This window comes from Marilutibacter aestuarii (assembly GCF_006546775.1).
Classification (GTDB): Bacteria; Pseudomonadota; Gammaproteobacteria; order Xanthomonadales; family Xanthomonadaceae; genus Marilutibacter; species Marilutibacter aestuarii.
In genome coordinates this window covers 15,420-28,777 of the sequence record NZ_VICE01000091.1, presented here as the reverse complement: position 1 = coordinate 28,777, position 13,358 = coordinate 15,420, and the positions used below count along the sequence as shown (strand labels likewise).

At 69.5% G+C, this 13,358-nt stretch carries 6 protein-coding genes; 2 read left to right on the top strand and 4 right to left on the bottom strand.

Annotated features, from left to right (window positions below):
• Both FKV25_RS09760 and FKV25_RS09755 read left to right on the top strand, forming a co-directional pair.
• Positions 1 to 5,127: DUF7507 domain-containing protein (locus FKV25_RS09760; protein WP_141518612.1), on the top strand; the 5,127-nt coding region annotated here is incomplete at its 5' end.
• Positions 5,124 to 8,873, top strand: coding sequence for a hypothetical protein (locus tag FKV25_RS09755; RefSeq protein ID WP_141518611.1), 3,750 nt, complete (start codon positions 5,124 to 5,126; stop codon positions 8,871 to 8,873). The genes FKV25_RS09760 and FKV25_RS09755, both read left to right, overlap by 4 nt.
• Before the next feature lie 102 nt (positions 8,874 to 8,975).
• On the opposite strand, the gene FKV25_RS09750 is transcribed toward FKV25_RS09755, so the two are convergent.
• From FKV25_RS09750 to recQ, 4 genes are all read right to left on the bottom strand, one after another.
• Complete coding sequence (locus tag FKV25_RS09750) at positions 8,976 to 9,905, bottom strand: DUF4097 family beta strand repeat-containing protein (RefSeq protein WP_141518610.1); 930 nt, start codon at positions 9,903 to 9,905, stop codon at positions 8,976 to 8,978.
• Between the two features lie 12 nt (positions 9,906 to 9,917).
• Positions 9,918 to 10,487 carry a hypothetical protein gene (locus tag FKV25_RS09745; protein WP_141518609.1) on the bottom strand — a complete coding sequence of 190 codons (570 nt, stop codon included), beginning with the start codon at positions 10,485 to 10,487 and terminating at the stop codon, positions 9,918 to 9,920.
• Positions 10,484 to 11,104 (bottom strand): RNA polymerase sigma factor, encoded by a 621-nt coding sequence (locus FKV25_RS09740; RefSeq protein ID WP_141518608.1) that lies wholly within the window; start codon positions 11,102 to 11,104, stop codon positions 10,484 to 10,486. The genes FKV25_RS09745 and FKV25_RS09740 overlap by 4 nt, the downstream gene beginning before the upstream one ends.
• 269 nt (positions 11,105 to 11,373) lie before the next feature.
• A complete protein-coding gene (gene recQ / locus FKV25_RS09735) occupies positions 11,374 to 13,215 on the bottom strand; it encodes a DNA helicase RecQ (RefSeq protein ID WP_141518607.1) in 1,842 nt (613 codons plus the stop codon).
• Positions 13,216 to 13,358: the final 143 nt, after the last annotated feature.

The window sequence follows — 13,358 nt, the reverse complement described above, 5'->3', positions numbered from 1 at the left end:
TGCACCAGCACCGCGTACGCGGTGACCCAGGCGGACCTGGACGCGGGCGAGGTCACCAACACCGCGACCGCCAACGGCACCGACCCGGGCGGGGCAGCGGTGGTGAGCGCCCCGGATGACGCGGTGGTCGACGTCACGCAGGATGCGGCCATCACCCTCGAGAAGTCGGTGTCTCCGGCGACGGTGAATGTCGTCGACCAGCTCCTGTCCTACACATTCGAGGTCACCAATACGGGCAATGTCACCGTCGAGGCGGTCACCATCGAGGAAGTGAGCTTCAGCGGCACCAGCACGATGACCGCCGTCCTCTGCGGACCGGCGGCGGGAACTCTCGCCCCGGGTGACTCGGTGACCTGCACCGCGACCTATCGCATGACCCAGGCGGACATGGATGCGGGACGCGTGGACAACGTCGCTCGCGCCAACGCAACCGGCCCGGCCGGCCCGGTGGCGAGCAATGACGACGCCGCCGAGGTGACGGTCAGCAACGTGCGCGCGGCGTCCCTGCAGAAGCTCGTCAGTCCGTCCACCGTGACCGCAGCCGGGGAACAGGTCACCTACACCTTCATCCTCACCAACGACGGCAACCAGAGCGTCACCGATCCGCAGATCGAGGAGATCCTGTTCAGTGGAAGCGGCACGCGTCCCGCGGCCACCTGCCCGACGGGCAGCTTCGGACCCGGCGAGGAGGCGGTCTGCACCGCGACCTACACCATCACCCAGGAAGACATCGATGCCGGCCAGGTCACCAACCGGGCACGAGGCCTTGCCACGCCACCCAATGGGATCCCGCTGATCACGAACGAGGACGACGCCGTCGTCAACGTCGCCCAGACCGCGGAACTGGAACTGGTCAAGACCGCCACCCCCACGACCGTGGCCCAGGCTGGCGAGACCGTCACCTACGACTTCGAGGTCACGAATACCGGCAACGTGAGCCTGGACACCCTGGCGATCGACGAGACCGCGTTCAGCGGAACCGGTACGCCGCCGACGATCACTTGCGCTACCACCACGCTTGCACCCGGCGCCGTCACCATCTGCAGCGGTCCCTATGCCATCACCCAGGCAGACATCGATGCCGGCCAGGTCACCAATACCGCCACCGCCACGGCGATCTCGCCCGCCGCCGCCACGGTCGCCAGCCCTCCCGACGATGCGCTCGTGAGCGTCGCGCAGGCTCCCAGCCTCGTGCTCGACAAGAGCACGACCACCACCACCTACGACACGGTCGGCGACCTGATCGCTTACGACTACCAGGTCACCAACGACGGCAACGTCACCATCACCGACCCGATCACCGTCGACGACGATCGCATCCTCGCGCCCAACAGCGTCGATTGCCCGGCATTGCCTGCCGGTGGCCTGGAGCCCGGCGACTCGATCACCTGCACGGCGAGCCACGTGGTGACCCAGGCCGACCTGGATGCCGGTAGCGTGGTCAATGTCGCCACCGCGACCGACGGCACCACGGTCTCGCCGCCCGACACCGTGACGGTGGACGGCACGCAGACCTCTTCGATCGTGCTCGACAAGACCGGCACGCTGGCCGATACCAACGGCGACGGCGTGGTCGGCGATGCGGGGGACACGATCACCTACGCGTTCTCGGTAGAGAACACCGGCAACGTCGTGCTGGCGCCCGTCACGGTGGTCGACCCCTTGTTGCCGGACCTTTCGTGCAGTGTCCCGTCACTGGCACCCGGCGAGAGCGCCAGCTGCGTGGCGAGCGGCAACGCCCATGTGATCACCCCGGCGGAGGAAGCCGCCGGCACCGTCGACAACACCGCCACCGCCACCGGGGAGGCACCGGGCGATGCACCCGACGCCGTCGACGACGATACCGAGACCACCCCGACCCAGCTCACGCCGGCGACGACCCGCGTGGTCAAGGCGGCCGATCCCGCGACCGGTTCCGAAGTCGCGCCCGGCGATACCATCACCTACACCGTCACCACGACGGTGGCCGACGCCACCCTGCACGAACCGGTCACACTGACCGATACCCTCGGCGAGGGCCTCGGCTTCGGTGCCGTCACCAACGCCGGCGCCTACGCCTGCAATGCGGCCAATCCGCTGGTGTGCACGTTGCCCATCGGCACGACGCCGGGCGACTATCCGCTGGTCTACACCGCCACCGTGGACCAGGACGCGAGCGGCAGCGTCGGCAACAGCGTCGTCGCGACCAAACCCGATGGCACCGACCCGGCTCCGGTGTGCGCCAGCTGCGAGACCGACCACGACATCGTGCCCTCGACCAGCACCGTGTCGAAGTCGTCCACGCCCGCCAGCGGCGTGCCGGTGAACCCCGGCACTTCCATCACGTTCACGGTCACCACCATCGTGAGTGGCTCCATCACCACCCAGCCCATCACCCTGGTCGATACCATGGATCCCGGCATAGTATTCGCCGAGGTCATCGATCCGGGTGAGTACGCCTGCACCGGCGCACTCGTCTGCGTGCTGCCCGCCGGCGTCCTCCCTGGCAGCTACCCGCTGGTCTACTCCGCGGTGATCGCCGACGACGCCACCGGCACGGTCGGGAACGTGGTGGTCCCACGCAATCCCGACGGCGGCGACCCTGAGCCGGTCTGCGACGACTGCGACACCGACCACCCGGTCAGCCGTCCGTCCATCGAACTGGCAAAGGAGGTCACCAGCAACGACGACGCCGACGGCAATGGCGAGGTCAGCGTCGGTGACACCCTGACCTATACCGTCACCGCCAGCAACACAGGCAACGTGCCCCTGGCCAACGTGACCATCGACGACCCGACCACCACGCCCGACAGCGTCACCTGCGCGCTGGTCCCGGCGGGCGGCCAGTGCCAGCTGGTCGCTACCTATACCGTGACCCAGGCCGACGCGGACGCCGGCGAGGTACCCAACGACGCCACGGTGGTGACGGAGGCGCCGCCCGAGGTGCCGACCCTGCCGCCGGAAGCCTGCCCGGCCGGCTCCACCGCGACCAACTGCGCGACGGGGATCGTCACGCCCGTGGTCCAGCGCCCGGCGATCTCCACCACCAAGACCGCCACGCTGAGCGTCGACAACGCGACGCCGGGGGTAGGCAATGTGGGCGACGTGATCACCTACCAGGTGACCGCGACCAACAGCGGCAACATCACGCTCAACGACGTGACCGTGACCGACTCGTTCCAGGGTGGCGCGCCGACAACCCTGGCGTGCACGCCCGCGACGCTGCTGCCGGGAGAGGTGGCGACCTGCGACAGCTACAGCCACACGATCACCGAGGACGACGCGCGGGTCGAGGCCGGCATGCTGCTCAATACCGTGGAAGCGGTGGCTGACGCCGCCGTGTCCGGGGGGGCGGTGCGCGTCAGCGCCGACGCGGTGGCCGAGGTCGAGGTCCAGAACGAGCCGGCAGAGCTGTTCCTGGTCAAGACCGTGGCGTCGCGCGAGGTCAACGTAGGCGACCTGGTGCGCTACACGCTGACCCTCGAGAACACCGGCGACATCGACCTCGTCGACGGCTTCATCGTCGACACGCCCGCGCCTGGGTTCACCTACGTCGAGGGCTCCCTGCAGGGCGACGACGACGATGGCTTCGTCACCGCCTCGGGGTCCTCGCCGCTGCGTATCAACGACATCGACATCGCCGCAGGCAACCGCGCCACCATGACCTACCTGATGCGGGTGGGCGCGGGCGTGCGGCCGGGCGTGCAGGTCAACCGTGCCATCGCCTTCGACCCGGCCTACGAGGGGCCGGCCTCGAACGTGGCCACCGCGGAGGTGGTGATGGGCAACGATCCGCTGCTCAACGAGAGCACGATCGCGGGCACCAGCTTCAATGATCGCGACGGCGATGGCTGGCAGGACCCGGCCGCGCTGACCGACGTGCACGTGCAGGGCGGATTCGCACCGGAAGCCTACGTGCCCGGTTCGACGACGATCGACCGGGGCCAGGGTCCGCAGGCCGTGCCGGATGCCAGTGCGCCCCTGCTGCGCGGCATCGACGTCGGTCGCATCGACGGCCGGCAGTCGGTGGCCGATCCCGCCAGTGCGCGCGAGATCGTGATCAGCCAGCGCCTGCGCGAAGCCGATTTCACGGGCGACTTCGTGCTGGGCAACAACCAGGGCGCGACCCTCCGAATGGCTGCCGACGGAGCCACGACGATCGAGGCCACTGGCCAGGCCGCGGATGGCCTGACCGCCGCGATGCCCTCCGTGCGCCGCGATGTCGCGCGGGTCGCCGACGGGTACCAGGTAGATTACGTCCTGCGTAACGAAGGCATCGACGAGCGTGGCATCCCCGGGGTGCGCATCGCATCGGTCGAGGGCCTGATCGTGGAGACCGATCAGTACGGGCGCTTCCACCTGCTCGGCGTCGAGGGTGGTGCGTCCGCGCGTGGTCGAAACTTCATCCTGAAGGTCGACACCGCGACGCTGCCGCCGGGCGCGGAGATCACCACGGAGAACCCGAAGGTGCGGCGGATCACGGGTGGCGTGCCGACCGGGATGAACTTTGGCATCCGCATCCCGGACGAGGTGATCAAGGGCCGCAAGGACGTGGAGATGGCGCTGGGCACGGTGGTGTTCGCACCGGGCAGCTCAGAGGTCCAGGCCCGATACCTCCCGGTGGTCGACAGCATCGCGGAGCAGGTGCGCGCGCACGGCGCGGGCGAGGTCGTCGTCACCGCCGATGGGGAGACCGAGGCGCTCGCGCTCGCACGCGCGAGCGCGGTGCGCGGCCTGCTCGGCGAACGTCTGGACGAGGCGCTGCGCGCGCAGGTGACGCTGAGCGTGCGCGCCGAGCCCGACGACCCGTCCACCCTCGTGGCCGGCATCGGCGAAGGTGGACCGGTGCTGGGTACCGTGTTGTTCGACACCGACGCGTCCACGATCAAGCCACGCTACGACGCCGTGCTCGACCAGGTGGCGCTGTTGCTGGCCGACAGTGGCGGCACCAGCGTCGCGATCATCGGCCACGCCGACCGCCGCGGTAGCCGCGACTACAACGCCGCGCTCGGTCTCCGGCGCGCAAGGGCCGTGTTCGATGCGCTGGCGGCGCGGCTGCAGCCCGACCTGCGCGCCAGGTTGAAAGTCGAGATCGAGGCCGATCCCGATGCACCCTTGCGATCGCCAGGGCAGGGGGGCACGCCATGACCTTGCGCAGGAAACTGCTCGATGCCGCCCTGCTGGGCGTGCTTGCGGGACTGGCCTCCACAGCCGCCGCGCAGAGCACGAGGGGCGTCGCCGCCGCGGACGCGCAACCGCCGGTGGACGAGGGCGCGCCGCCACGTTCGAGCGTGCCCTCGCGGGACGACCCGGCGTCGACCGCACCTCCTCCCGATTGCACCGACGAAGGCTGCAGCAGCGAGGAAGGGATCCTGCTTCGCATCCGCACGCGCAGCGAAGACCAGCCGACGACCACGCCTGACACGCCACCTACGAGCCGGGCACTTGCGCCCGACCGGCGCGTGACCATCGAGCGCGAGAATCCGGGCACGGCCGTTGCGCTCGGCAGGTTCTCGGTGGCGCTGCCCGATGGCGGCGTGATCTGGGCGACCGAGGATCCCAACCCGGGCCTGCCGGAGTTGTCGATCTCGGCGACTTCCATGTTGCCGTTCGACGGCCAGCGCGTGACGCGTCCGGTGCGCTTCTATGCGCGGGGCAACTACAGCGCCTTCGTCGAGCGCTACGAGGTGTCCATCTACCGTGCCAGCGATGCCGACCTGATCGAGCCGATCGCCACGGTCCCGCTGGAGGTCGCCGCGGTGGCCGAAGGCGAGTGGGACGGCACGCTGCCCGATCGATACCGCTTCCGTACCGGCGACGAGTTGCTCTACGTACTGCGTGCGCATGGTGCCGACGGGACCTACGACGAAACCTTCCCCCAGGCCATGCAACTGGTGCTGCCGGAGGAAGCCGAGAGCGGAAACCAACGGCTGCGCATGGCCACCGAGCGCTCGCTCGGCATGGCCCTGACCGCGGACCAGGCCGAGACCCGGCGCCTGCTCGACAACGTGTTCGCCGGCAGCGGCCTGCGCCTGCAAAACATTCCGCTCAATGGATCGCGCGTGCGCATCCAGGGCCGCAACCTGCCCGAGCGCGCCACGCTGGCCATCGACGGCGACAGCTACCCGGTCGACCTGGACCGCAAGTTCGTCGCCGAGTACCTGATGCCGGTCGGCTCACACGATTTCGAGGTGGCCTTGTCGGGACCCGAGGGCGACTACGCGCACACGCTGGCGGTGGATGTCAGTGGCGATTACTTCTTCGGGGTCGGCATCGCCGACGTCACCATCGCCCGGAACGATGTCAGCGGCTCTGTCGATCGCGCCGCGGTGGACGCGCGCTACGACGACGACGTGATCAGCGACGGTCGGCTCGCGTTCTATGGCAAGGCCAAGCTCAAGGGGCGCTACCTCTTCACCGCGCAAGCCGACACCACGGAGAAGGACCTCGAGCACCTGTTCGATGGTTTCGGCGAGGCGTACCCGCGGGACATCTTCTGGCGGCTCGATCCCGACCTCTACTATCCGACCTACGGCGACGACTCCGTCACCTGGCGCGACGTCGACACCATGGGGCGCTTCTACCTGCGCCTGGACTGGGACAAGAACCAGGCGCTGTGGGGCAACTTCGACACCGGATTCACCGGCACCGAGTACAGCCAGTACGTGCGGGCCCTGTACGGTGCGGCGCTCAGCTGGCGCTCCAATGGGACCAATGCCTGGGGCGACCCGTCCACGGAAGTCCGCGCGTTCGGTTCGGAGGCCCAGACCGCGCCCGGCCACAGCGAGTTCCTCGGCACTGGCGGCAGCCTGTATTACCTGCGCCATACCGACATCCTTCCGGGTTCGGAGCAGGTCGTGCTGGAGATCCGCGACACGACCACCGGCCGGGTCGAGGAGCGCGTGGTGCTGGTACGCGGCGCAGACTACGAGCTGGACGAGATGCAGGGCAGGATCCTGTTGACCCGCCCCCTGGCCCAGATCACCCGCCAGAACGTTCCGACCCTGACCCGCGACGCGCCGCTGGACGGGCTCGAGCAGCGCCTGCTCGTGGATTATGAGTGGCTGCCCAGCGATTTCGATGCCGATGAAATCACCGCCGGCCTGCGCGGCAAGCAGTGGTTCGGCGACCATCTCGGCGTCGGCTTCACCTACGTGGACGAGAACCGTGCCGGCGAGGACTACACCCTCGCGGCAGGCGACGTCACCCTGCAGGCCGGGAAGGGGACCTATCTCAAGCTGGAGTATGCCCAGACCGAGTCCCTCAGCGCGCCGGTGTTCTTCTCCGACAACGGCGGCCTGGATTTCGTCCAGAGCAACCCGGTCGGCCCGCGCGAGGGCGCGGCCCGTTCGGTCGAGGCGCGGGCCAACCTCAAGGAACTGGGCTGGACGGAGGAGGACTGGGCCCTCGCCGCATGGTGGCGCGAAGTCGGCGACGGTTATTCGATCAGCCGCTACGACCCGGGCGAGGATGTCACCGAGTTCGGCGCCGAGGCGCTGGGCTGGTTCACGCCCAACCTGAAGTTCTACTCGCGCTACAGCGAGGCCGAGCGGGGCGCCGACGCCCTGGTGCAGGCGCAGGCGATGCTGGAATGGCGGGTCAGCGACGATGGGACCTTCAGTGCCGAACTGCGCCGGGTCGAGGAGGATCGCGGCGGCGTGGAGGGCACGGGCCTGTTGGGGGCGGTGAAGTACAACCACCGTTTCGGCAGCAGCCTCGAACTCTACGGCCTGGCGCAGGCCACCCTGGACGACGACGGCGGCGCCTACGAGGACAACGATGCCTTCGCCGTAGGCGGGCAGTACCTGTTCGGCGATCTCTCCTCGGTCGGCGGCGAGGTCAGCACCGGCGACCGCGGCGATGCCGCCATCCTGACCGCCGAGTACCGGCTGCGGCCGGACTGGTCGCTCTACGGGAACTATGCCTGGGCGTCCAATACCACCCGCTACGACTCGCTGTTCAGTCCCAACCGGAACAACGGCTGGACCCTGGGCCAGCGCTGGCGCCTTTCGCAACAGGCCAACCTGTTCAACGAGAGCCAGTACCTCAAGGATCCAACGGGTGCCGAAGGCTTCGCGCACACCTTCGGCATGGATTTCTACCCGGGTCTGGGTTGGAACCTGGGCTTCACCCTGCAGGATGGCGAATTGACCAACCTCGATGGCGGCAACGTCGACCGGCAGGCGGTCAGCGTCAACGGTGGCCTCACCTCGGCGCGCACCGACTGGCAGAGCAAGCTGGAGTACCGGCGCGACCGCGGGGCGGAAGACCGCGACCAGTGGGTCAGCACGAACCGGCTGACCCACCGCGTCAGCGAAAGTTTCCGCATCGCCGCGCGCCTGAACTATGCCGACACCGACGACAACATCGACCCCAGCGCGGATGCCCGCTTCATCGAGGGCAACGTGGGCTTCGCCTGGCGCCCGTGGGACACCACCCGCTGGGAGCTGTTCGGCCGCTACACCTACCTGTACGACCTGTCCTCCCTGGGGCAGGTGGTCGAGGAGGACTACGACCAGAAGACGCAGGTGGTCGCACTGGAGGGGGTGTACCGCTTCAACCCGAACTGGGAAGTCGCCGGCAAGCTGGCGCATCGCAGCGGCGAAGTGCGCTTCGGGCGCGGCAGCGGACCGTGGTTCGACTCATCCACCAACTTCGCTGCGGCGCAGCTCCGCTACGAGGTCGTCTACGCCTGGCACGCGATGGCCGAGTACCGCTGGCTGGATGTCGAGGATGGCGGCATGCGCCGGGGCTGGCTCCTCGGACTGGACCGCGACATTGGCAAGAATTTCCGCATCGGCGTCGGCTACAATTTCACCGACTTCAGCGACGACCTCACCGAGTTCGACTACGACCAGCGAGGCTGGTTCCTGAACCTGGTCGGCTATTATTGAAGCCTGGCATCCCGCCCCCGGGAGGCGGAAAGGCAGGTGTCGGAACTCCCGGGGGACGCCCTGCCGGCGCCCCTCCGGGTGGAGGTGCGGCAATCGCCCGCATCACGGGTCGAACTGCAGGGTCACGTCGCCGGAGAAGCTCTCCAGCGTGATGTCGGCGTCGCCGCCGCCGTAGCGATGGGTGAAACTGGCGCCCGGTCCATGCCTGGGGCGTTCGATGTTTGCATCCGGCGCGCTGAGGTCGCCGCTGAAGCTCGAGGCCTTGACCGTCGCCGACAGGCTGCGCGGGAAATGCAGGTCGACATCGCCGCTGACCGACTCGATGTCGATGCGGGCGTTCGGGGCCAGCGCGGTGCGCAGGTCGAAGTCGCCGGACACGGTCTCGCCGGAGAAGCGGCGCAGCTGGCTGTCGATCACCCGGACCTCCACTTCGCTGGAGACGCTGTCGATGGACACCTCGCCGTCCAGGCGGCCCGAGAGCCGGATGTCGCCCGAGACGCTGTCGATGGAGACGTTGCGGGAGTTGACGGTGAGCCTCAGGTCGCCGCTGACGCTGTCCACGCTCAATTCGCCCGGCGCACCGGCCACCACGGCGTCGCCGCTGACGGTGTCGATGGACAGCGAATCGGGGGCGACGCCGGCGACGTCGATGTCGGCCGAGACCGAGTCGATCTCCAGGTTGGCGCGCAGCGGCACCATCACCACCAGGTCGCTGGGCTCGCTCTTGTCGCTGCTGGTGAACAGGCCCAGGCCGCTGCCGCGGTTGGGGTACTTCACCTCGATGTCGAGGTTGCGCTTGTCGCCGGTGATCTCCAGCTTCTCCACGCCCTTGCCGAGCGTGCCGGTGATCTTGACCTCGGCGCGATCCCAGGCGCGCACTTCGATGCGGCCCTTGAGATTGTCGATGTCGACGCTGCCGCGCGGGTCGAGCGGACGGGTTTCGTCGATGGGGGTGCCGGCGAAGGCGGGCAGGGCCGCCACGAAGAGGGCGGAGGCCAGCATGGGTGCGGCAACGGTTTGGATTCGGGTCATGGCGGGCTCCGGTCAGGAATTGAGCATGCGCTGGCTCAGCGCCAGGCGTTGGGCATAGGTGCGGCGCAACTGGTCGAGCAGCAGGCGCGAATCGGGTTGCTGGGCCAGGGCGTCGAGGATCATGTCGGCGTTGCGGTCCAGGTCGTTGATGGCCGGCTGCAGGCTCGGGTCGCCCGGCACGGCGCCCAGCGCATTGAACGCGGCCTGGTATTGCCGCGTCAGCCCGGCGACCTCGCGCTGGTACGCCCAGGCGGGGTCCGTGGCCCGGGGTGACGGGGTGGCCGGCGCGGCCGTCGTCGCGACACCGGCGCCGCCGGCCGGGGCATCGCCCGTGGGAGGCAGATACCAGCCCAGCGTCGTGGCCACCAACAGCAGGCTGGCCGCGAGGGCGAGCGGAGCCAGCCAGCGGCGCTGCGCGGGCGCGGGGGCCGTCGCCGCTTCGCGGGGCGCCAGGCGACCGGCGATGCCGGGCCACAGGTCGCGCGAGGGCGGCAGGTCGGTGCGCAGTCCACGAAGCTGCCAGCGCAGTTCGTCGGGCAGCGGAGCGTCGGGCTGACGGTGGGGGTCGATTTCGTGTGTCATGGAATGTCTCCGGACCAGGCGGTTTCACCGAGTCGTTCGCGCAACAGGTGGCGCGCGCGATGCAATTGCGCCTTCGAACTGCCTACCGCCATGCCCAGCTCGGCGGCGATCTCCTCGTGCTTCCAGCCTTCCACGTCGTACAGGACCAGGACGGCGCGGGCGCGTGGCGGCAGGCTGGCGACCGCGCGCTCCAGGTCCATGGAAAGCGCGGTGGTGTGGCCGGCCGAATCGGCCTGGCCGAGCAGGTCGAAGGCATCGTCGTCGCCCTCGTGCTGCGGCCGACTGCGTTGGCTGCGCATGTCCATCAGCGCCGTGTTGACCGCCAGCCGGTGCAGCCAGGTCGAGAACGCCGCCTCGAACCGGAACGCCGGCAGGGCTTGCCAGGCCCGGACGAAGGCCTCCTGGGTGAGGTCCTCGGCGCGGGTGCCGTGGTGGCCGACGAGGCGGCCGATGACGCCGTGGACGCGGCCTGAATGGCGCCGGTACAAGGCCTCGAAGGCGCTCACGTCGCCCTCGACCGCGGCGCGGATCAGGCTCGCTTCGACGTCGGCACCCGCCGCGGCGTCGGCGGGGGCGTCATCGGCGGGGATCGGGAGTTCGGCCACGGCGTTCAGCATAAACACTCTGATGCCCGTTGCCTGCCGGAGGTTTAAGCCGGGCCCGCCATGTGTTCTGCGGGGGAACTGGCGTCGGGTCGATCCCACGAGCTGGGTGCGGGTCGGCGGGGGCGGACGGGGAAGGTGGCGACCGCGACGCGGTTCCGGCTCCCGGGCAGCGAGCCATCAAGTGCGGGATCCCGGCGTTTCTCCGGTTACCGGGGCGGGCGCCAGCCGCTTGCCTTCGACGCGCGACGCCAGGCGTGCGATTCCCGCTTACCGTTCCCGCCTCAGTCCAGGCGGGCCAGGTGGTCGAGCAGGTCCCCCGCGTAGCGTTCGAGTTTGCGGGCACCGATGCCGGGAATCTCCGCCAGCGCGCCCTCGTTGCCGGGCGCGGCCTCGGCGATCGCGCGCAGGGTGCTGTCGTGGAAAATCACGTAGGCGGGCACGTTCTGCTCCTTGGCGACGGCGGCGCGCCATTCGCGCAGGGCGTGGAAGCGGCCCAGCGCCTCGGCATCCAGGTCGGCCTCGATCATGGAAGAGCGGTGGGTGCGCCCGCGGCGACGCGCTTCGGGCTCGTGCCGGAAGGACAGGCGGCGCTCGCCGCGCAGGACGGCGCCGCTGGAGGCGGTCAGCCGCAGCGCGTTGTAACGCTCGGCATCGGCTTCCAGCAGCCCCGACGCGACCAGCTGGCGGAACACGCCGCGCCATTGCCGCGCGTCGAGGTCGCGACCGATCGCCCAGGTGCTGAGGGTGTCGTGGCCGAACTGCCGGACCTTGTCGGTGTCCTTGCCGGTGAGGATGTCGATCAGGTGGCCGGCGCCGAAGCGCTGGCCACTGCGGTAGACGCAGGACAGCGCCTTGCGCGCGGCTTCGGTGCCGTCCCAGGTCTCCGGCGGCTCCAGGCAGTTGTCGCAGTTGCCGCAGCCGCCGCCGTGGGCCCCGGCGTAATCCTCCCCGAACCAGCCAAGCAGGGCCTGGCGCCGGCAACCGGTCGATTCGCAATAGCCGAGGAGGGCATCGAGCTTGTTGCGCTCCAGGTGCTTGCGCTCGTCGCTGGCCTCGCCGCGGTCGATGAGCGCACGCAGGTTGACCACGTCGCCCAGGCCGTAGCTCAGCCAGGCCTCGGCGGGCCCGCCGTCGCGGCCGGCGCGGCCAGTCTCCTGGTAGTAGCCTTCCACCGACTTGGGCAGGTCGACGTGGGCGACGAAGCGCACGTCGGGCTTGTCGATGCCCATGCCGAAGGCGATCGTCGCGACCATCACCACGCCGTCGGCCTGGAGGAAATGGCGCTGGTTGGCCGCGCGCGTCTCGGCCGGGAGGCCGGCGTGGTAGGGCAGGGCGTGCACGCCGGCTTCGACCAGTTGCTCGGCGATGGCCTCCACGCGCTTGCGCGAGAATGCGTAGACGATGCCGCTCTCGCCCTCGTGCCCGCGCAGGAAGTCCAGCAACTGGCGGCTGCCGGCGCCGTCCTTGTGGACGACGCGATAGCGGATGTTGGGCCGGTCGAACGAACTGACGAACTGCCGCGCGTCTTCCAGCGCCAGGCGCTCTACGATCTCGCGGCGGGTGGGTGCGTCCGCGGTCGCGGTGAGGGCGATGCGCGGGACGTCCGGCCAGCGCTCGTGCAGGACCGTCAGCTGGCGGTACTCGGGCCGGAAGTCGTGGCCCCACTGCGAGACGCAGTGGGCCTCGTCGATCGCGAACAGGGCGATCCGGCCGCGCTCGTGGGCGCGGCCGACCAGGTCCAGCATGCGGCCACCCAGCAGGCGCTCGGGGGCCACGTAGAGCAGGTCCAGGTCGCCTTCGAGCCACTGGCGTTCGACATCCGCGGCGGCCTGGGCATCGAGCGAGGAGTTCAGGCTGGCCGCGCGAACGCCCAACTGGCGCAGGCCCTCCACCTGGTCCTGCATGAGCGCGATCAGCGGCGAGACCACGATTCCGCAGCCGTCGCGCAGCATCGCCGGCAACTGGTAGCACAGCGACTTGCCGCCGCCGGTGGGCATCAGGACCAGGGCGTCGCCGCCCTCGGCGACCCGCTCGACGATCGCCGCCTGCTCGCCCCGGAACGCCGGGTGGCCGAAGGTGTCGCGCAGGAGGTCGAGGGCGTGGTCGGCGGTACTGCGGGGCATCCGGGCAGGATATCAAGCGGCGGCCGCGTTCGGAATCATGATTCCGCAGCAGGGCGGCGGGAGCGACTTTGGATCCGGCTCCGTGAATTCAGCAATTCGAAAGCTGCGTGGAGGAAAGCCCCCTTGGTAAGGGGGCGCGCCAA

What these genes read in the sequence shown, in the direction of transcription:
- FKV25_RS09740 (WP_141518608.1), bottom strand. Translation starts at nt 11,104, where the DNA reads ATGCTGAACGCCGTGGCCGAACTCCCGATCCCCGCCGATGACGCCCCC.
- FKV25_RS09755 (WP_141518611.1), top strand. Translation starts at nt 5,124, where the DNA reads ATGACCTTGCGCAGGAAACTGCTCGATGCCGCCCTGCTGGGCGTGCTT.
- FKV25_RS09750 (WP_141518610.1), bottom strand. Translation starts at nt 9,905, where the DNA reads ATGACCCGAATCCAAACCGTTGCCGCACCCATGCTGGCCTCCGCCCTC.
- recQ (WP_141518607.1), bottom strand. Translation starts at nt 13,215, where the DNA reads ATGCCCCGCAGTACCGCCGACCACGCCCTCGACCTCCTGCGCGACACC.
- FKV25_RS09745 (WP_141518609.1), bottom strand. Translation starts at nt 10,487, where the DNA reads ATGACACACGAAATCGACCCCCACCGTCAGCCCGACGCTCCGCTGCCC.